Annotated in this window: 14 protein-coding genes; 7 read left to right on the top strand and 7 right to left on the bottom strand. The window is 44.7% G+C overall.

All coding sequences use genetic code 11. The features are described 5' to 3' along the window. Positions 1-514 precede the first annotated feature (514 nt). Positions 515-2182 carry a BCCT family transporter gene (locus MZO40_RS13380; protein ID WP_003639927.1) on the top strand — a complete coding sequence of 556 codons (1668 nt, stop codon included), beginning with the start codon at positions 515-517 and terminating at the stop codon, positions 2180-2182. Between the two features lie 1279 nt (positions 2183-3461). After that, a complete protein-coding gene (locus MZO40_RS13375; protein WP_105961181.1) occupies positions 3462-4112 on the top strand; it encodes an SGNH/GDSL hydrolase family protein in 651 nt (216 codons plus the stop codon). Positions 4113-4199: 87 nt separating this feature from the next. Here the strand turns inward: MZO40_RS13375 and MZO40_RS13370 are convergent, their stop codons facing one another. Continuing rightward, entirely contained in the window at positions 4200-4628 is a 429-nt protein-coding gene (locus MZO40_RS13370) for a hypothetical protein (protein ID WP_003639925.1), read from the bottom strand. A 185-nt stretch (positions 4629-4813) separates the two neighbouring features. Between MZO40_RS13370 and MZO40_RS13365 the strand changes: the two genes are divergently transcribed. Next, positions 4814-5059, top strand: coding sequence for a YdeI/OmpD-associated family protein (locus tag MZO40_RS13365; protein ID WP_050338325.1), 246 nt, complete (start codon positions 4814-4816; stop codon positions 5057-5059). Positions 5060-5153: 94 nt separating this feature from the next. Here MZO40_RS13365 and MZO40_RS13360 read toward each other — a convergent pair whose 3' ends face one another. Both MZO40_RS13360 and MZO40_RS13355 read right to left on the bottom strand, forming a co-directional pair. Next, positions 5154-5669, bottom strand: a complete 516-nt coding sequence (locus tag MZO40_RS13360; RefSeq protein WP_252133333.1) for an HIT family protein — start codon at positions 5667-5669, stop codon at positions 5154-5156. A 195-nt stretch (positions 5670-5864) separates the two neighbouring features. Beyond that, a complete protein-coding gene (locus MZO40_RS13355; protein WP_105961184.1) occupies positions 5865-6785 on the bottom strand; it encodes an aldo/keto reductase family oxidoreductase in 921 nt (306 codons plus the stop codon). A 425-nt stretch (positions 6786-7210) separates the two neighbouring features. Here MZO40_RS13355 and MZO40_RS13350 point away from each other — a divergent pair, with 425 nt between their 5' ends. Next, the gene (locus MZO40_RS13350) at positions 7211-8545 is read left to right on the top strand and encodes an MFS transporter (RefSeq protein WP_252133345.1); all 1335 of its coding nucleotides are present in this window, start codon (positions 7211-7213) and stop codon (positions 8543-8545) included. Between the two features lie 279 nt (positions 8546-8824). On the opposite strand, the gene MZO40_RS13345 is transcribed toward MZO40_RS13350, so the two are convergent. Continuing rightward, entirely contained in the window at positions 8825-9685 is an 861-nt protein-coding gene (locus tag MZO40_RS13345) for a helix-turn-helix domain-containing protein (RefSeq protein ID WP_105961186.1), read from the bottom strand. A gap of 177 nt (positions 9686-9862) precedes the next feature. Here MZO40_RS13345 and MZO40_RS13340 point away from each other — a divergent pair, with 177 nt between their 5' ends. Beyond that, the gene (locus tag MZO40_RS13340; RefSeq protein ID WP_105961187.1) at positions 9863-11092 is read left to right on the top strand and encodes an MFS transporter; all 1230 of its coding nucleotides are present in this window, start codon (positions 9863-9865) and stop codon (positions 11090-11092) included. Positions 11093-12466: 1374 nt separating this feature from the next. After that, positions 12467-12778, top strand: a complete 312-nt coding sequence (locus MZO40_RS13335) for a metal-sulfur cluster assembly factor (RefSeq protein WP_003639920.1) — start codon at positions 12467-12469, stop codon at positions 12776-12778. Positions 12779-13362: 584 nt separating this feature from the next. Here the strand turns inward: MZO40_RS13335 and pflA are convergent. Both pflA and pflB read right to left on the bottom strand, forming a co-directional pair. After that, the gene (gene pflA, locus MZO40_RS13330; protein WP_105961188.1) at positions 13363-14184 is read right to left on the bottom strand and encodes a pyruvate formate-lyase-activating protein; all 822 of its coding nucleotides are present in this window, start codon (positions 14182-14184) and stop codon (positions 13363-13365) included. Positions 14185-14220: 36 nt separating this feature from the next. Continuing rightward, positions 14221-16479 (bottom strand): formate C-acetyltransferase, encoded by a 2259-nt coding sequence (gene pflB, locus MZO40_RS13325; RefSeq protein ID WP_252133332.1) that lies wholly within the window; start codon positions 16477-16479, stop codon positions 14221-14223. A 420-nt stretch (positions 16480-16899) separates the two neighbouring features. On the opposite strand from pflB, the gene MZO40_RS13320 reads away from it, so the two are divergent. Then, positions 16900-17892 (top strand): serine hydrolase, encoded by a 993-nt coding sequence (locus MZO40_RS13320; protein WP_088770548.1) that lies wholly within the window; start codon positions 16900-16902, stop codon positions 17890-17892. 237 nt (positions 17893-18129) lie between these two features. Here MZO40_RS13320 and MZO40_RS13315 read toward each other — a convergent pair whose 3' ends face one another. Then, positions 18130-18645 carry a VanZ family protein gene (locus MZO40_RS13315; protein WP_050338333.1) on the bottom strand — a complete coding sequence of 172 codons (516 nt, stop codon included), beginning with the start codon at positions 18643-18645 and terminating at the stop codon, positions 18130-18132. Between the last annotated feature and the right edge of the window lie 506 nt (positions 18646-19151).

Here is a 19151-nt window from a genome sequence, read left to right as displayed (position 1 = left end):
AAAATACTGAAATCAGCATTTGTATAAGCCGACGTGCGCTGTGCAGGTGGTAACTCGTTACCCGGTACTAAGCGCTTTTTTGGTGCATCAGCAATTAATCGAGCAATTGTGTGATGGGCTTATCTGGTGATTCAAGGGGGTTATCTATTAGCAAGAGCAGTGTAACCATTAATCGTTACGTGGTGTGACGACGGTCGTGTGCGTTAAGCACGATGGTATTGAGACACTAGCTAAACAAGATGAACACCAACGTCGATTAAGCAATTAAAAATCATTTGTCAGTATGGCGTTGTCCGGATTCAACCAACGGAAAGAAGGAAATTCTGCTACTGATTTTGAGATAGCATAAACAGAATGCGGATGACAAAGCCGGTCAAACCTGATCAAGTCAGGGTACTGAGTGCTTCGAGAATTGACTCGGAGGGGTGTACCGATTGCTAGTCGGAAATTTACGCGTGGGGACTACCTGTAACGGTAGGAAGAACCACGAATTTGATCTAAATATAGAGAGTATATGCTCAGTAGCAGGTTTATTATTTTAAAAAGTAAGAATATTGATTGGTGGGTCTATTTACCAACAATTGGGCTCTTCGCGGTGGCTTCGGTTATTTTATTGATTGGGGGTCATTCACTTGAAACGAGTTTGAGCGGCATCCTTAATTGGTTGACGAACAATATGAGTTGGCTCTACATGTCGGTATATGTGATCACTTTTATCTTTTTCATTTACTTAGCGTTTAGTAAGTTAGGGAAGACCAAGCTTGGTGACCCTGATGATAAACCAGAATTTTCAACGTATCACTGGGGCAGTATGGTCTACGCAACTGGGATCGATGCCAGCATTTTAATGTTGAGTATGGTCGACCCATTGCGGTACCTACAGAGCCCATCATTCGGTGTTAAGCCGTTTTCAACTTCTGCATATAATTATGCGCACATGCTAGGACAATTTAACTGGGGACCAATGGCGTGGATGATGTTTGCGCCGGCCACGATTGCAATTGCCTATGCGATGTATGTTAAGCACGTCAAGGTACAACGGCTCAGTGCCGCCATTTCAGTCTTGCAAGGCCCTGGTAAGGGTAAGCAGATTGCCCGTAACACGATTGACTTTCTTGTCATTATTGGCATCATGGGTGGTGTCGGGACCTCGGTCGGGATGGAAATTCCCGTTATTTCTAAAGTTTTAAGTGCCGTCACGGGCATCGCCGATACGATGACCCTTAAGTTAGGCTTGTTCGCTTTACTATTCGTCATCTTTGCTTTGGCTGTTTTTAATGGTCTAAAGAAAGGAATCGGCCGGTTAAGTGCCGCCCATGTATGGCTAGCGATTGGCTTTTTGATCGTCGTTTTGATCGTTGGGCCGACCTTGTATATTTTGAATTCAGAAACCAACAGTATTGGTCTATTTATCAATAAATTTATTAGTTTGAGTACGAACACTGCCCCTAATGGTCACGCAACGGCAATGCAGCGCCAGACGATCTTCTACTGGGGCTGGTGGTTATCATTTATGCCAGTCATGGGCTTGTTCATCGCCCGTATCTCACGTGGTCGGACGATTCGGCAGGTGCTCGGTGGCATGTTGCTATGGGGCTCGTTAGGCTGTGTCAGCTTTTACGCCATCCTCGGTGGGTACGCCTTGTACTTACAACGGATGGGTATCGTTAACTTAGTTCATATCTTAAACACGCAAGGCCAAGCCGCGGTGATTGCAGCCGTCTTATCGACCTTGCCATTAAAGATGATCATGTTAGCACTGTACTGCCTATCTTGCTTTATTTTCTTGGCAACGACGGTCTCTTCATTTGCCTTCATTACCTCATCATTCACCAGCAAAAAGTTGGCCGTGGGCGAACAACCAAGTCGGTTCAACCGGATGAGCTGGGTCGTTATCTTCCTAGTCTTCTCGTTAGGATTAGTGACGGTCGGGGGCTTTGAATCGATTCAATCGATCTGCGCGATGTCAGGCTTCCCATTGACGATTGTCGCCTTAGTCTTGCTCTACTCGATTCACCACGACTTGACGACCGATCCCGTCAAGGAAGCAGCCAAGGCCAACGCCAAGGCAGCCGAATTGGCACGGCGGAAACGGTTGGCGCGGGATGTTGAGATTACCACGAATACCGATTATGCGCGTGAACGGCGAGCAGCACGGAAACGTGAGACGGAAGCAGATTAAAGGTAATTAGCGTTAATAAAAATCAGATGTAGGTCTGTCAGCCACTAGTTGGTGACAGGTTCATTGAATAAATCAAGCAGTCACTTCAGAATTAGGATTTGCGGATCCAGTTCTGAAGTGGCTGCTTTTTGGTTGTTAAGGGTTAGCGTGAGGTGTTCAAAGGCTGCAATTTCAGGCCGCTGTTTTAGCATCACGGGAAGGCGTGTTGGCTTAACCGCACGCAAAATGGTGTCGGCCGGTTCATAATGTTGACGTTGACCAGCACCGACTGACGAATCACTATCAGCCTAATTAAATCCACAAACCGGGCACTTTAGTTGCAGTTATGCTGGGATGCGCGGTTAAATAAAGACAATGAAACGCGCTGTGCTGGTTATTAAAGATGATTAAATCATGCTATTTTCAAAGTTCAAGAGCTGCCAGCTGAGACCCGCTGGAAACAGTGCGAGTTACCGTAAGCTTTCTGTTGTAGCCGCGTCCTATGTCGGCTTCCAGGCATTTCTGACAACGCTGGAACGCGATGGACACAGATTTAAGCCGAAACCCACGTCTTAAATACTGGTCTTCCACTAACCAAGCCAAAACCGCTTGCCAAGTGGAATTTCATCGCTGAGCATTGTCAGAAATACCTTCCAGCCTGGATGGTATTCGAAAGGCAGACATGTGCGGACCCAACTTTTTTTGGATTAGTCGTTGGTTCTTAGCATACGGTAATTTTGACATTCGACTGTCAGAATCTTCTCTGGTAGTCTAAGATAACCAAGTCTTGGATTATAAACGAAGGTATTTTTATCGACTAAGTTCAAGACTATTGACTGTTGAAATTAGTGAATCATATCCAGTAATCTTCTCAGTACTAAAATGCCCTAAAACATTATCAATACCGATTTAAAAGTTTGCCCAAAGGACCTGTCTCCTAATATTTAATGGCTAATTGCACCTAGATAGGTGGCCGTTCATCAGCCATTCGAGCGGGTCCCCGACTGTAGGGGCTGGCTGACAATGCTCAAGGGCGAAATTCTTCTTGTCCGGGTGGGGTTCCCCGGGCTAGAAGAAGACTCGTATTTGAAATTGCGCAGTGGGTTTCTGCGTGAGTTCAAATCGATGTCCGCCCTGTTCCAGCGTTGTCAGCCGGCCCCGGAAGTCGGACTAAGACGCTCACTGGCTGACGACCAGTAAACCAAACAATTGGTATGATTTAAGCATGATTCATGACAAATCAACTAACACAATGTGTACAACGATTAATCGATAGTTAGTACGCAAGAGGAGGAATTCGATGCTCGATGAGACGCAGTTGACCAAGCACGTGACATTTCAACGACCAGCGTGGCTTGGTGATTCTATTACGGCCAATAATGGTTTGGCAAGTGTTCATTATCATGATATTTTAGCCGCTAATTGGCACGCTGAACGGAGTGACAATTTAGGCATCTCGGGGTCGACGATTGGAAGCCGTTACGATGCTATGGCTGCACGCTATCAGTCAATTCCGGCGGATGCTGATTTTATTGCGGTCTTCGGTGGCGTCAACGATTACGGTCGCAATCAACCATTAGGACAGTATGGGGATACGACCATCACGACCTTTTATGGCGCGCTGGCAATATTATTGACGGGGCTGCAGACGACTTGGCCGACCGTTCCCAAACTGTTTATTTCGGCGATTCACATTGGTTCCGACTTTGGTGGTAGCTTTAGTGCAACGACCAATGGCCTTGGTTATCGGCAGGCTGATTATGAAGCCGCAATTGAACAAGTGACTGCGGATTATAGTGTGCCGCATCTCAGCTTGTATCATGATGCCGGCATCACGTTTGCCATTCCGGCCCAGGCTGCGATTTATTCCGTCGATACGCTGCATCCGAATAATGCTGGGCACCAGGTGATCGCACGTAAGGTTCAGGCCTTCTTAGACAGCCACTTTTAGGCCGTATGAGGTATGACGATTCATCAATTCGTTATGGGCCAGCAAAAAAGTCGCTCGATTCCACTTTAGAATCGAGCGACTTTTCAATTACTTTGCTTTTTTCTTAGCCTTAGCGCCGGGCTTATGCTTACGTTCACGTAACAAGTCCTTGAACGTCTCAATTTCGGCCGTGTGCTTGACCATCCATTCCTTGTAGTTGGAATGTGAGTCAGTATCACTCATTTTGAGACCAGTCTCCAGCCAGAATAGGGCTTCAGTTAATGAGCCGAAGTTGTGAAACCAGAGGGTGTGGCCGTTGTCGGAATCCATGGCGACATATGACTTGTAATGGGGCGTCAAGAAGGTGTGCTTAACGATTTTAAAAGCAGCACGCCGCCGCGTTAATTTGTAATCTGGTAAGATGTAGCGGCCAGGATGCTCGAGGTGCGGAACGGAATTCTTACGTTGCTCCTTATACTCGGTCAGCATGGCCTTGGCGCGTTCAGGACTGATGAGGGTAATATCAAATTTTGGCATAGCAGGGCTCCCCTTGGTGATAGCAGTATGGTTGATTATCGTTAATTATATTGGTCGAATGTTAATACTTATACTATAATGATAGCGCAATTGTATAAAAAATCGAAATATAAAAGCTTAAATTGTAAGTAATTTTCCCCTTCTTACATGAAATTTAAAGCAATCAACCCAATGGAGGACTTCACATGAGTACCGCACCCCTTAGTTCATTCGAAAAAGACATTCCAGCAGTCGCAGCCTTGTTGGCAGAAGATGCCGATATGGCGGCGTTCTTCTCCGCATTAACCCCCGGCTATCAGCGTGAGTGGGCCCGGTTTATTTTTGGCACCAAGGCCGAAGCGACCAAGCAGCGCCATATTGACGTCATGAAGACCGTCTTTCGTGCCGGTTATAAATCCAAACGCGCCTATGACAGCCGTCCAGATAAATAAACAGGTTCCGATATAGTATGCGAAAAGCTGGGTTCCAGATATGGGGCTCGGCTTTTTGAATGCGCGCAAATAGCTAAGGTTGTCTGAACTGCGGTTAATCAGTGTCAGTTGCTGGTAGTGTCAAATGCTGCACAGTGTGATGTTCGACTTGTCGACGTTGTAGTACCGAGTCGAGGGCGGTGTTGAGCGTGCGTTTTAAGCGGGTGAGCCGGAGTTGGTCTTGTTGGACATCGTCACCATAGATGGTCTCAAGCGGGGGCCACCAGATGGGGCCCGGCTGCGCAGTATCGCCGGTGTGGCGTGGAAACAGGTGCCAATGCACATGCGCGTCCCCGTTGCCGAGTAGCTCAATGTTCATTTTGTCGGCATGGAAGGCCTGTGCGCAGGCTTCTTGAACGAGACTCATCTCTTCGAGGAATAGTAACTGGTCGTGAGCCGCTAAGTGATGTAACTCGGTGACGTGTGATTTGGCTAAGAATAGCGTGTACCCTTCGAAATACTGACTATCTGCTAATACAACGTAGCCAGTGGTCAGCTCGCGGACAAAGTAGGGGTTTTGATGCTGCTGAATTAATTTGATACGTTCACAAATCGTGCAATGGATTGGCAAAAAATCATCTCCTAAGATTGATGAATGGGTGTGGCCGATAGTGAATGTCAAAATAGACTGCTCAAGCTGAACTGGCAACTGAGCAGTCTATTAAGTAGTCTATTAAAATGAGGCGTTGATCTTGAACTCGACTCCCAATTAAGGGCCCCGGCTAGCGACTATCTTGGTGATTGGACAATACCAATCAAGTCAGCATTAAGGCAAATCGTTACCAGCTGCAAAGTAGATGTCGTACCATTCCTGGCGAGTCAGGTCGACATCCGCGCCAGCGGCATTTTGCGTCAGGTGTTCAGGATTCATCGTTCCTAAGATCACTTGGAAATGAGCCGGGTGTCGGAGAATCCAAGCCGTCGCGATTGCTGATTTAGTGACGTGCTTGTCGTCTGCGAGTTGTTGCATCGCATTGTTGAGTTCTGGGAATTTTGGATTATCTAGGAAAACACCGGCGAAGTTGCCGTACTGATAAGGTGACCACGCTTGAATCGTCATCTTATGCAGCCGAGAATATTCAATGATTTCGCCGTCATGGTTGAGGCTACGTTCGTCTTGCATGTTGGTGTGCAGGCCAAAGTCGATTGCACCGGTATGCATGATGCCGAATTGTAACTGATTAATGATCAGTCGTTGATTTAACGCCGCTTGCAGAAGGTCTACTTGCATCGGATTGAAATTGGAGACCCCAAAGTGCCGGACTTTGCCACTCGTTTGAAGTTCATCAAAGGCAGCTGCGACTTCCGCTGGTTCCATCAAGGCGTCGGGGCGGTGGAGTAGAAAGGTGTCCAGGTAGTCGACCCCCAAGCGCTGAAGTTCACCATCGACCGCTTCGATCAGATGTGCTTTTGAGAAATCGTAGCGTTTGCCAGGAACGATGCCGCCCTTGGATTGAATATAAAGTTGGTCACGTGAGACGTGTGCCTGCTTGAGTGCTTGGCTAAAAATGGCGGATGATTGGCCCCCACCATAGATGTCCGCGGAATCAATATAATTGATACCTAAATCAGCAGCGGTGTCGAGCACCTTGGTTGCTTGTGCCACATCCAATGCATCCATCCGCATGATGCCCAGTGCGACATTCGATACGGGTAGGTGACTGTAACCTAAATCGATTGTTTTCAAAATAAAATCCCTCCTCAGGATGATTGCTAAGTTATGTTCAGTATACGGTTTCAGCGAAAATATGTAAACGGTTGCGGATGCGAAACGGCCTAGTTTATCGTGCTGACCAATCACCAGGGAAACGCTGGTTCACGCAGATTTCATTAAACTAATGACATGACGGCGGCCGCCATTTTGCGTATGATAGTCTATAGATAGAATAGTTAATAGCAGGTCATTCATCGCAGATTTTAGGTCGTGATGAATGGCCTAACACTGTGCACGATTTTGCGTCGATTGCTGCTGGAACCGGGTGGTCATGGTCCTGGTTGTCGATCGATGCTCGACCAATCGTGCCAAATTAATGAAGAAGGAAGCGACTTGTTTTGTCTGATTCAACTAAAGTGACCCGTCAAGAATTAGTGGCGATTTTTGCCGTGGCTTTGATGGCCTTCGTGGGGATTCTAGTGGAAACTTCGATGAACGTGACGTTTCCGACCCTAATGAAGACGATGCACGTCTCACTCGATTTAGTTCAGTGGATTACCACCGGCTATTTACTGACCGTGGCCTTGTTAATGCTGACGTCGGCATTCTTACATCAACGTTTCAAAAACCGGCAGCTATTCGCGGTCGGCGCGTCATTATTTATTCTTGGTGACTTGATTTGTGCGCTGGCACCGAATTTCTGGGTGCTCTTATTTGGCCGGGTCGTTCAAGCGGGCTGTGCCGGTTTGGCGATTCCGCTGATGTTTAATGTCATTTTGGAGACAGTGCCGCGTGCACGACTGGGCTTTTACATGGGACTGGCCGGTTTGATTTTGATGATTGCACCCGCGAGCGGCCCGACGTTTGGTGGGGTGATGGTCGCCCTCGGAAGTTGGCGCTGGATTTTCTGGTCAACGCTGCCAGTGGAGGCCATCATTCTGCTCTTAGGTTATGGTGCGATTCGGCAGGTCAGTGAGGTCAAACGGATTCACTTTGATTGGTCCCAGTTCGGGTTATTAGCAGTAGCCTTCATTAGCTGTACGCTGAGTGTCAACAGCATGAGTACTGCTGGATGGCCCAGCTGGCAGTTTCTCGGTGGCCTGGGCCTCGCAATTGTAGCCATTTTAGGTTATTTACGGCTATCTAAACATTCGGCGACGCCACTGCTTAACTTAGCTATTTTCAAAAATCCCGTTTTTGCCTTCAGCTTCTTTGCCTACGTTATCCTGCAATTTTGTAATATTGGGATCAACTTTGCGCTACCAAACTACGCGCAAATCGTGGTTGGCGCCGGTTCACTGATTGGGGGTCTGATGCTCCTACCAGGAAGCTTGATTACGGCAATCTGCCAGCCGTGGTTCGGCCACTTGCTAGATGCCCATGGCGCACGGCTACCGATTTTGATGGGAAACGGTCTCTTTGTCTTGGCGGCACTGGGATTTACAGTTTTAGGGCAGCACCTGAGTATCATCGTTATTTTAATGCTGTACATCGTCTTCAGTATCGGTCGTTCGATGGCGTTCAGTAATACGATGACTAACGGACTCAAAGAAGTCACGATGACCGAGCGCGCGGATGCCAATGCCATTTATAATACTGGCCAGCAGTTCGCCGGATCTCTCGGTACGACGATTTTGGCGGCACTCATGTCTTCGGTCAAATCTGGACAGTTATCCGCTGCGCGTGAAACGGCGATGGGGAGTCAGTTGGCGTTTGGATTAGTGCTGGTATTAGGCTTAGTCAACTTTGTCCTGTACCGCTTCGTCTTTAAGTATCAAGTGACGGATAAGTAGGGTGGTTGTGAACTGATTTAGGCGGTCTGTCAGCTTGGTCATGGTCAACTAGCTTCGTGGCCGTTAAATATAGCAATGAAAATATGAGTCATCGTTAAAAAGCTGGTATCTTGGGGCCACTCCCTGGGACACCAGCTTTTTTAGAGACTTCGCCATGTCCTTTCAGAAATTTGCATAATGAGTTCCTCCAATATTAATAGAATTATGAAAAATCAATTGTGCGCCCAATTAACCTACGACACAAGGGATGCGTGTTTATCATTGAGTGTGTTGAAATTGTCATATTTCGAAATTTGTGGATTCATTAAGATATTTTTCGAAGGAATAGGCCTGCTCATCGTCTCCTAACACATAACAGGCTTCAATCACGCCAACGACTAACTTTTTTCCTGAATCAACATCGCCTGTGTACATCATCAATATTCCTTGTAGGAATTTAAACTTCATGTTACTTAATGATATGCGTTTATTTCGATAGATTTCTGTAGATTGCGCTACGATTTTTTCAGCTTGAACGATATCCTTTTGTTGCAGTGTAATCTCCAAGTTATTGCAGATAATGATCATTAACAATTCTTCATATTGAGGTAGATGCCTGTAAGCAATTGCTTTTTTCATTGCGTTGTCTAGTAGGAGGCTCAAGACTGGAGTGGGAAAACAAAACATAACGTTGTTAAACAGTGTTAGTTCATATATACCCCAATTCTCCACGTTTAGTAAATAAGTTTGGAGTTCGGTAACGGATTCCTTTTTGAATTGCGTGTGTTGTATTTGTGAAATTATTAAATCAATAATAATAACGTTGAAATGATGATAGTTACTATCATCATTACACATTGTCGCTTCTATAGATTGTAACCGTTGAAGTCCATAGACATTATCTTCAAGCATATATTTTTTAATCTTTTCCATGAATTTTAACCCGTTACCGACCTGATAACCGCGTGCAACATAAAAAAATTCATCCCAAGAAATATTTAGGGCTTTCAAAACAATCAGAAAATTATTCAAGGAGATGTCAGAGTTACCTCTTTCGACTTTTGATAAGAAGGCAACAGATAATTCTGAACCGGCTACTTGTTTTAGTGTTAATGCTTTTGATTGACGTACTTCTCGTATTACAGAACCCAAATTTTTCATACTGATACCCCCTTTTTTTACAGGTAATTTTATTATATGACATTTTTCTCATTTTTAACTCATTTTTTTGTTATTCTTTTATCATGCAATTGATTGTTGAAGGCCGAGAGAAGTTGGAAAAATGAAACGACCTAAAGCGATGATTTTTATTAAGACAGCGGAAAAGTGGTGTGAATAATGAATGTAAGAAAGCAAGTATTTCAGATCATAGGAGCAATATTTTTTGGGAACTTTGGAAGTTCAGTTTTTTCTTTTGCAACGAGCTTATACATCCTACAGCGGACCGGATCAGCATTAGGAATGGGGTTTACATTGATTATTAGTCCGATTGTTACTTTATTAATGACACCATATATTGGTTATGTCGTCGATTCATTCAATCACAAGAAAATTCTTGTTTTCTCGCAATTGGGCACAATAGTAGCATTGATTATCTTCGGCTTTCTATTAATCAAATTTGCTAAGTATTACTTCGTTGAATTAATTGTCCTGTTAGTCTTTTTGAAGATTGCAGATAGCTTTTTGCAAAACACTTTACAGTCAAGCGTCACACAGTTGGTTCCAAAAGAAAATTTTCAACAATTGAATTCAATGGTGCAATCCTCTAATTCTTTAGCAACTGTAGTGAGTCCATTGGTTGGTGCGGTACTATTTTCAATTATTCCGTTTGGCTATTTTGCTTTTTTTGAAGTTATTTCAGAAATTGTGACGTTGTACTTGATTCTTTTAGTCAAATTTGGGACGCAACAGAGTAGGGGTGTTTCTGGGCATATTGGTGAATCATTCATCAGCGGCTTACAATTCATGAGAAAGAATTCAATGATTCTCGTTGTATCACTGTTTATTGCAGGTCTCAATTTCTTTATGGCAGCGATGAACGTCGGGCTGCCTTACTTACAAATTCACGTTTTGAAACTTTCTACACAGCAGTATGGTTTGACGGAATCATCAGTCGCCATTGGCATGGTTCTTGGTGGGATTATTTTCCAGCTGTTTAAAAGACAGTTTTCAGTGCCGAATGCCTTTTCCTTTATGATTATGTTTGCCGTTATTCTTAGTTCTTTGGGTGTCCCTATCTTTTATAATATCGGATCATCTGCGACAACTATTTTTTATTGTTTTGCAAACCTCGTGCTGGGTTGCCTGGTGATATTTATTAATACACCATTAATTGCCTATTTTCAGACTGAAGTTCCAGCAGACTATCAAGGACGAGTGTTTTCTATTCAAGCCACAATTACCTCACTATTAATTCCAATCGGGACTGTCATTTATGGTGTCCTATTCGATCTTATTTCTGGTACCTGGATTTTCTTAGGGAGTGGAATAACGCTCGCGTTGATTTCGTTAGTAGCGGTTATTCGAATACTAAAAAGTAAAACTGAAGAAGATGTCATTGCTAGGTAAAAGGAGATTGATTGTTTTTCATTTGGTGAAGGAAGAGGCCCGTGACATGATTAGCGCTACATGAACGGATGAGATACGAGACCGAATTTTGATTTCTTATCTCATTTGTTTTGTCTTTTGGGCTTAAAATTGGCCTCAACATGAGGAATCATTGGCAGTTCAGTTCGATGGAATATTGCCGAAACGTATTCAGACCAGACTGGGGCTTCCGGTCAGCGACGCCAGAACGCTAGGTGGAGGATTGACATTTAACGCCCAGATGCTGATCTCAGTTCTAACCCTGAATCGCGCGTTTTGAGCCAAAAAAATAGAACCCAAGGCTTCTCTACTTGAGTTCTACTTATGAGGAATAATCTCGATTAACATAATCATTTGTTCAGTGTTAATACGATACACCTTCATGCTATTCAATTTTACGCGTGTCCAACTTCTAACGGACTAACCCGTATTTACTGTAACTATCTGCTGTAGTCGATCTAAAGTAAGTTTGTTACTTGATTGCGACTCGATCAACGGGTTTTAACGAAAGTCAAACTCGCGCTTAAAACTTTGGAATGTCTTCGTAACAGACATGCACCTCCGTTTAAGGTTTGTGATACCTGAGTCTACAAATGGAACTGGTAAAGTGGAACTAACAACTGGTCATCGGAGACACCTGTTTCCAACTAAAACTAGTTAAAATCTGATCGTCGATCTAATGCCAATTAATTCTTTAACGGTTATCGTTTATCTAAGGGTCAACGTTCAGCCATCCAACGCAAATCTCACGACACTCGTTAGACCGATAACGCTTGACGACGCTTAAAACGGTTTCGATAACGACCCAAACTGTGATACTAGCTGTCTAGCTTTTACAACGACAGCCAAAACTCTTTTGAGAAGCTTTGCTAATCGAGGCTTAATACCTTTCCTCACTTAGTATACTAACACGAACTGTAAGCGCTTGCAACGAAAACCACCGCCAATTCTAAAATAATTTTTGATGGTCGGATAAACCCAGTAATGGCGCGGCTTTGACGACTATAACAATCGACGATAATTGCCTAATTCAGACGGGTAAATTAGCCAAACGCAAACTTGGTCGTCGGGATAAATAAAGGTGCTTATTTGACGAGGCTAAATCACCCGTAATTTGACGATAGTGGTGGGGCAGAGGGGTGCCTAGCAATCCGCTGAATCAAGAATTCTGTTCCGCTACCGGCTGTTTGGACAACAACTAAAATAACCGCGTTAAATCGCGATTATTCATTGATTCTTAATGGCTGTAAGGTACAATAAAGATGAGGATGGAAACGTTTTCTAAGACAATGAATTGGCTAGTCACGGATAGGTGATTAGTCGACTGCACGAGCAGACGAAGGGGAGCGAGTAATAATGGCAACAACGTTTAAAGAACGGGCTTTTGACGCGCTAGGACACGTCATTGATCCTGAATTAGGAATTGATTTGGTGAACCTCGGTTTGATTTATGATGCCCAGCTGACGGATGAGGGCGTTGCTGAGATTACCATGACGCTAACGATTGCCGGGTGCCCACTGACGGAGTGGTTGGCCAAGGATATTCATGATGAATTGATCAAGTTACCCGAGGTCAAAAGTATTGAGATTGAAATCGTCTGGGAACCAGCCTGGAATGAAAGCATGATGTCGCGAGCAGCCCGTATGGAGTTAGGAATTCATTCTTAAGCCACGGATGTTGAGAAACAATCAGTGATGGTTGCTAATTTTAGAAGTAGGGAACAAATCAAAATAAAGCCGGGTTTCACGTGCCGAGTCGTCCATCGTTTTCGTCGATGAGGTCCTCACGTGAATGCCCGGCTTTTTCTAAACGGCAATGAATGCTCAACTATTGAGAAACGCGCTAAAACGCCCGTGGCCCACAAGTATCCAGATGCTAGGTAAGTTTACTTTGTCCTAGTCAGTGAGGCTGACAACGCATGTTAGACTGGTTTTAGGTGATTTTAACCGGTGGGATAAGTCGTTAGTTGTGGGGGGAGGCGCTGAATGCGGCACCGCGTACTGGTTGGTTACAGCTAGCTTGATTGCCGGCAGCTAGGCCCTTTAGATACAGGGACTTTCGACAATGTCACTTGACGAGCGCTTGGTTTCACTGTGGCGGGGCGCTACAATCCCCGTAATCCAGCGCACTGAACCATCAAAGTCAGGTAGCGCACTGCATAATCCGCCACGAAGGCCACGAAAAACGCCAGCGACAGTGCCGAATCAATCGGCATTGCCACTGGCGTTCTTCGTGGTGTGGAAATGATGGTCTAGAGTTTAGGTAGTGGCATCCAAGTCTTGTACCCATTGTAGTCCGCGGTGTGTAACAGCTTTTCAGCGTTAGCGACCCGGTCTTGAGTAGGTGATTCGATACCTTCTAGCCGGTACTTGATCTTCATTTCGTGATACTTTTTGACTCCCAGTGTGTGGTAAGGGAGGACTTCAACTTTTTGAACGACGTCGTTTGGAATCTTTGCGATATAGTCGCCGAGCTTCTTCAAATCTTCATCGTAATCGGTCCGTTGTGGGACGAGCACGTGGCGAATCCACATATCGTCGTGGTGTTGGGCCATGTACTGGATCATGTCCAGAATGTTCTCGTTACCGTACTGAGTTAATTGCTTGTGTTTGGCAGAATCGATGTGTTTGATGTCGACCAATGAGATGTCAGTGACTTTCATCAAGCGTTCGAACTTGTCAAAGAAAGGTTGTTCTCGGGTGAAAGGCTGTCCGGAAGTATCCAGACAAGTGCTGATATTCATCGCCTTGGCTTTTTCGAATAAGTCTAAAATGAAGTCGATTTGTACCAGTGATTCACCACCGCTGACCGTGATTCCCCCAGTCTTGCCCCAGAAAGCCCGGTATTTGGCCGCGTCTTCCAGAATTTCGTCAGCCGTCATTTGATCGCCAACGTTGAATTTCCAAGTATCAGGGTTGTGACAGTACTGACACCGCATATGGCACCCTTGTAGGAACGCCACGTAACGGATGCCAGGTCCGTCAACGGAGCCAAACGTTTCGATGGAGTGAACGTAGCCTATCAAAGGCTCCTTTGCCGCCGTTTGCGTTGTTGAAACTTGTTTGTTGTCCATGAGCCTTTCGCCTTCTTAACTATTAAAGATTAAATGTTACATTGATTCGAAGAATGTCCGTGAAATAACGTCATCTTGTTGTTCCTTGGTCAAATCTGCGAAGTAGACACAGTAACCAGAAACCCGAACCGTCAATGTTGGGTATTCTTCTGGGTGTTTCTGAGCATCAATTAAAGTGTCTTTATTGAAGACGTTGATGTTCAAATGCATCCCATCGTTCTTCATATAACCGTCTAACATGTTTACTAACGTGTCTTTCCGTGATTCGAGGTCGTGGCCTAACGTGTTAGGGGTAACGCCGAACGTGTTAGAAATCCCGTCAGTTGCGTAACGGTATGGTAATTTGGCCGTTGAGAGGAGTGAAGCTAAAGCACCGCTCTTTTCAGCGCCGTATGCTGGGTTAGCACCTGGTGAGAATGGTTCGCCTTTTTGACGGCCGTTTGGTGTGGTACCCGTGTTCTTACCATAAACAACGTTTGAAGTGATGGTCAAGACAGAAGTTGAAAGTTTGGCCCCACGATAGAGATGATGGGTGTTCATCTTGCTGTATAATTCCTTGACTAACCACTTAGCAATGTCATCTACGCGGTCATCATTGTTCCCGTAGCGTGGGTAATCATTGTCGGCCTTGAAGTCAACGGCAATGCCACGTTCGTCACGGATAACCTTAACATGACCATACTTGATTGCTGAGATGGAGTCAGCGGCATGTGATAAACCAGAAATCCCAGTAGCGAAGGTCCGATCAAGGTCGGTGTTCTTCAATGCTAATTCTGCGGCTTCATAGTAATACTTGTCATGCATGTAGTGAATAGCGTTCAGTGAGTTAACGTAAGTGTCAGCTAACCAGTCCATTTGCTTGTCGAACTTCTTCATGAATTCATCGTAGTCGATGTATTCTGAGGAGATTGGTTCGTAAGCAGGCCCAACTTGGTCGCCAGCAATTTCGTCACGGCCACCATTGATGGCGTAGAGGATTGCTTTGGCTAAGTTAGCCCGAGCACCGAAGTACTGAATCCCATCAGCAATTGGTTGTGCAGAAACACAGCAAGCAATGCCGTAGTAGTCGGTACCCCATTGTACCCGCATTAAGTCATCGTTTTCGTATTGAATGGTTGAACTGTCGATAGATACTTCAGTAGCGTAACGTTTGAAGTCTTCAGGTAACCGTTCTGACCAGAGAATGGTGATGTTTGGTTCTGGGGCAGCACCCATGTTGTCCAAAGTCTTTAAGATCCGGAAAGCGGTCTTAGTAACGTGGTGTTGACCATCGAGACCTAACCCACACATTGATAAGGTTGCCCAGATTGGGTCACCAGAGAAGAGTGAGTTGTAATCTTCGGTACGAATGAACCGAACTAACCGTAATTTCATGACAAATTGGTCGATGATTTCTTGGGCTTGGCTTTCGTCAATGACACCATTTTCAAGGTCACGTTGGATGTAGATATCCATCGTCGTATCGATCCGACCAACGGACATTGCGGCACCGTTTTGGGTCTTGATTGCGGCTAAGTAAGCGAAGTACATCCATTGTACGGCTTCTTGAGCAGTGGTGGCAGGTTTGCTAATGTCGTAGCCGTAGCTAGCAGCCATCTTCTTCATGTCATCGAGTGCCCGATATTGGTCTTGAACTTCTTCACGGAGGCGGATAACGTCATCAGTTAATTCACCGTCGCCGATGTGAGCAAAGTCATTGGCCTTGTCTTCCATCAAACGGTCGATCCCATAGACAGCAACCCGTGGTAAGTCAGGAATGATCCGGCCACGTGCATATGCATCTGGTAAACCAGTGATAATCTTGTAGTGACGTGCTTTCCGCATGTCAGGAGTGTAAACATCGAAGACCCCTTGGTTATGTGTCTTACGATATTCATTGAAGATCTTGTCGTTTTCCTTGTCAGGCGTGTAACCGTATGCTTTCAAAGCATCGTCAGCCATCCGAATACCACCAAATGGCATGAAGGCCCGCTTCAAAGGTTTGTCGGTTTGGAGACCAACAATCTTTTCGAGATCTTTCTGAATATAACCAGGGCCGTGTGACGTGATCGTTGAAACTACTTTAGTATCAGCGTCAAGAACACCACCAGCTGCCCGTTCTTCTTTCTTTAATGCCAAAACTTTGTCATTCAAAGTCTTGGTAGCGGTAGTTGGGCCGGCTAGGAAGCTTTCGTCACCATTGTATTGGGTGAAGTTATTTTGAATAAAATCACGAATGTTGATTTCTTCCTGCCAGTGGCCGCCTTTGAAACCTTTCCAAGCTGCTGGCTTTGTTGTCTTTTCTGATGTAATCATTTTCTCGCCTCCATAATTTGAATCCAATCAAATGATTGATAAAATTCTATATTTGAATCATAACATTTTTTGACAGATTTGTAACCGCTTTCAGGTGATTTATTTCACTTTTCGGTCATTTTTTTGTAACACGTTGGTTTTGATCCCGGTAAAAGTGCTGATATAACAGCGTTTTTAAAGAATTGTGCACAAAGGTAATTCACTTAATTATATTTAAATTTTTTGGAATATCCGCCCGTATTTTGATATAGAAGTGGAATATTGTCCATTATGTAACAAGCCTTTAACTAGTTAGTTAATAAAAAGTGAGACAGCAGGCTGTATGTAAACAAAGCGTTTGCCGTTGATTTTATGGGGAAGTCCGTTATCATAAAGGAGACAAACAAAATGAATCAATGTGCGTGAAGAAAGGTGGGCGTAATGCGGATGCTCAAAAAAATCGAAGAATATATCGACAAGTGTATTGAAGCGGGCGATATCTATGGTGCTTCATTTAGCCTGATCACTCCTCAAGGAATCAATCAGTACTATCACGGCACTCAAGGCCGAGATGAGTTTGCAATCGGCTTGGATCCAGCGATGATTTACGATCTCGCGTCGGTGACTAAGGTCGTGGGAACGACGACGCGGATTTTTCAACTGTTGTCAGACCATACGATTCATCTGACGGATTCGGTTGCCCGGTTCCTCCCAGGGTTCACTCACCCAGAGATTACGATTCAAAACCTGTTGCTTCATAATAGTGGCTTGCCGGCTGACATTGACCACCTTGACAAGATGCAACGTGAAGATCTCATTAAGGCGGTCTATGATGCGCCACTGATTGCCACTCCGGGAACGACTTACGTTTATTCAGACTTAGGATTCATTTTACTAGGCTGGATCATTCGGGCGGTCGATGGCTCATTAGCACGTAGTATTCAAGACCACGTGTTGTATCCACTGGCAATGACTAACACTGGTTATAATTTGAATCGGCCTAAAGTGCGGTTCGTCCCAACTGAGTTTGATTCACTACGGGGACAGATTCAGGGGCAGGTGCACGATTACAAGGCCTTCTTGCTCAATGGTGAAAGCGGCCATGCTGGACTCTTCTCGACGTTAACGGACTTATCGGTCTTCGTTGAAATGATGCTGAATTTTGGTGAGTATCAAGGCAAACGGGTACTGGATGAAAATGTCTTCGACTGGTTAGGCGAATATGATGAACATGGTCGGACGCTTGGCTGGGAACGGCATAACGGTCAGCATCAATATTTCCATACTGGTTTTACCGGACCAGCGATTGCGTTTGATTTAGACCGGCAAGTTGGCCTGGTCGTCTTGACGAATCGCGTTTACCCAACAAGCGATAACCAAGTGTGGAACCAAGATCGGCAACACGTCTTCGATTTATTCTTCGAAGCTGACTAGGGAACTAAGCATGGTACCTACGATAGTAATAAACGGTAGGGGCCATGTAGCGTACTGATATTAATAACTGAGTCTAAAAACCCGGCGCAAGGATTTTTTTCTTGCGCCGGGTTTTTAGACTGCTCATGTGATGCTTGCACGTTAATGAGTTGAATTCGTGTCACGAACGAGGTCGGATGATTAGGCCTCATATTTCGTCTGATGAATCGTTGCTTCTATATATACGTCATTGATAGGTCATCTTTGTAGCCATTGAAGTCCAGGTAGCCGCTTAGCGATTTTATAACCAATCGCACCAAGGATGAAACCGACCCAGTTGGTGATGAGGTCGTCAATGTCGACCCACCGATCAATATTGACGAGCCAGTCGAGAACGAACTGTCCGAGTTCCAGCGTTAATCCGGTCAAAAAGCCGAGCCAGATAAATCGACGCCAAGGCAAGTCCATAAAGTTCCAAGCGATTAGGCCGCCCAATGGCACCGTGAGTAACACGTTGAGCCAAAACTCGATACTGAGTTGTTGAAATGGGATGATATTCAACTTGACCGGTCCCCATTGAATATAATGGAGAACTAGCTGTGTTCCAAAGTTGTAACTAGTGGGCGTATAGCAGAACGCGGTCAGTACCCAGAGAAAACCGATTAAACTGAGTTGTTTAACGCGTTGTAAGTTAGAGCCTGCGGATTTAGCGCAGGCATATAGTAGTACAATGAATAGCAATGAGATGATGATGAAAGGTATCCAAGCTAGCATATTATCCTCGCTCCTTTTGATAGTTATAGTATAGATAAAAACGGTTGGTTTGACTACGACTTACGCGGGCTTACAAAAAAATCAGAAAAAGTGTTGACACTTTTAGTTCCAGTTGGTATATTAGTAAACGTTGCTGCTACGGCAGGCGCTAATCACCACCAAATAATTATTGAAATTAGTTGTTGACAACTTCTTCGGTAATTGGTAAGATAGTTTCTGTTGTCGCAACGGCAACCACGACAAATTAATCAAGTTACTTCTTAAAAAAAGTTGTTGACAAGATATTGGTTAAGATGTTATGATAATTAAGTTGTGTTAAGCGATTAACGCACGGAATTAGATCTTTGAAAACTGAACAAAGTTTCGACGAATCAAATGTGTAGGGTCTCTTGATTTTGAATCAAGAGCAAAACATTTGCGAAGTCAATTCGCTAGCAAATAAATTTTAGTACAACATTAAATGAGCTTTTTAGAACTCATCATTAATTTGAGAGTTTGATCCTGGC

The sequence above is a fragment of the Lactiplantibacillus sp. B652 genome (genome assembly GCF_023806745.1).
Taxonomy (GTDB): domain Bacteria; phylum Bacillota; class Bacilli; order Lactobacillales; family Lactobacillaceae; genus Lactiplantibacillus; species Lactiplantibacillus pentosus.
This window is presented reverse-complemented; position numbering and strand designations above follow the sequence as displayed.

What these genes read in the sequence shown, in the direction of transcription:
- MZO40_RS13380 (WP_003639927.1), top strand. Translation starts at nt 515, where the DNA reads ATGCTCAGTAGCAGGTTTATTATTTTAAAAAGTAAGAATATTGATTGG.
- MZO40_RS13375 (WP_105961181.1), top strand. Translation starts at nt 3,462, where the DNA reads ATGCTCGATGAGACGCAGTTGACCAAGCACGTGACATTTCAACGACCA.
- MZO40_RS13370 (WP_003639925.1), bottom strand. Translation starts at nt 4,628, where the DNA reads ATGCCAAAATTTGATATTACCCTCATCAGTCCTGAACGCGCCAAGGCC.
- MZO40_RS13365 (WP_050338325.1), top strand. Translation starts at nt 4,814, where the DNA reads ATGAGTACCGCACCCCTTAGTTCATTCGAAAAAGACATTCCAGCAGTC.
- MZO40_RS13350 (WP_252133345.1), top strand. Translation starts at nt 7,211, where the DNA reads ATGGCCTTCGTGGGGATTCTAGTGGAAACTTCGATGAACGTGACGTTT.
- MZO40_RS13345 (WP_105961186.1), bottom strand. Translation starts at nt 9,685, where the DNA reads ATGAAAAATTTGGGTTCTGTAATACGAGAAGTACGTCAATCAAAAGCA.
- MZO40_RS13340 (WP_105961187.1), top strand. Translation starts at nt 9,863, where the DNA reads ATGAATGTAAGAAAGCAAGTATTTCAGATCATAGGAGCAATATTTTTT.
- MZO40_RS13335 (WP_003639920.1), top strand. Translation starts at nt 12,467, where the DNA reads ATGGCAACAACGTTTAAAGAACGGGCTTTTGACGCGCTAGGACACGTC.
- pflA (WP_105961188.1), bottom strand. Translation starts at nt 14,184, where the DNA reads ATGGACAACAAACAAGTTTCAACAACGCAAACGGCGGCAAAGGAGCCT.
- pflB (WP_252133332.1), bottom strand. Translation starts at nt 16,479, where the DNA reads ATGATTACATCAGAAAAGACAACAAAGCCAGCAGCTTGGAAAGGTTTC.
- MZO40_RS13320 (WP_088770548.1), top strand. Translation starts at nt 16,900, where the DNA reads ATGCGGATGCTCAAAAAAATCGAAGAATATATCGACAAGTGTATTGAA.
- MZO40_RS13315 (WP_050338333.1), bottom strand. Translation starts at nt 18,645, where the DNA reads ATGCTAGCTTGGATACCTTTCATCATCATCTCATTGCTATTCATTGTA.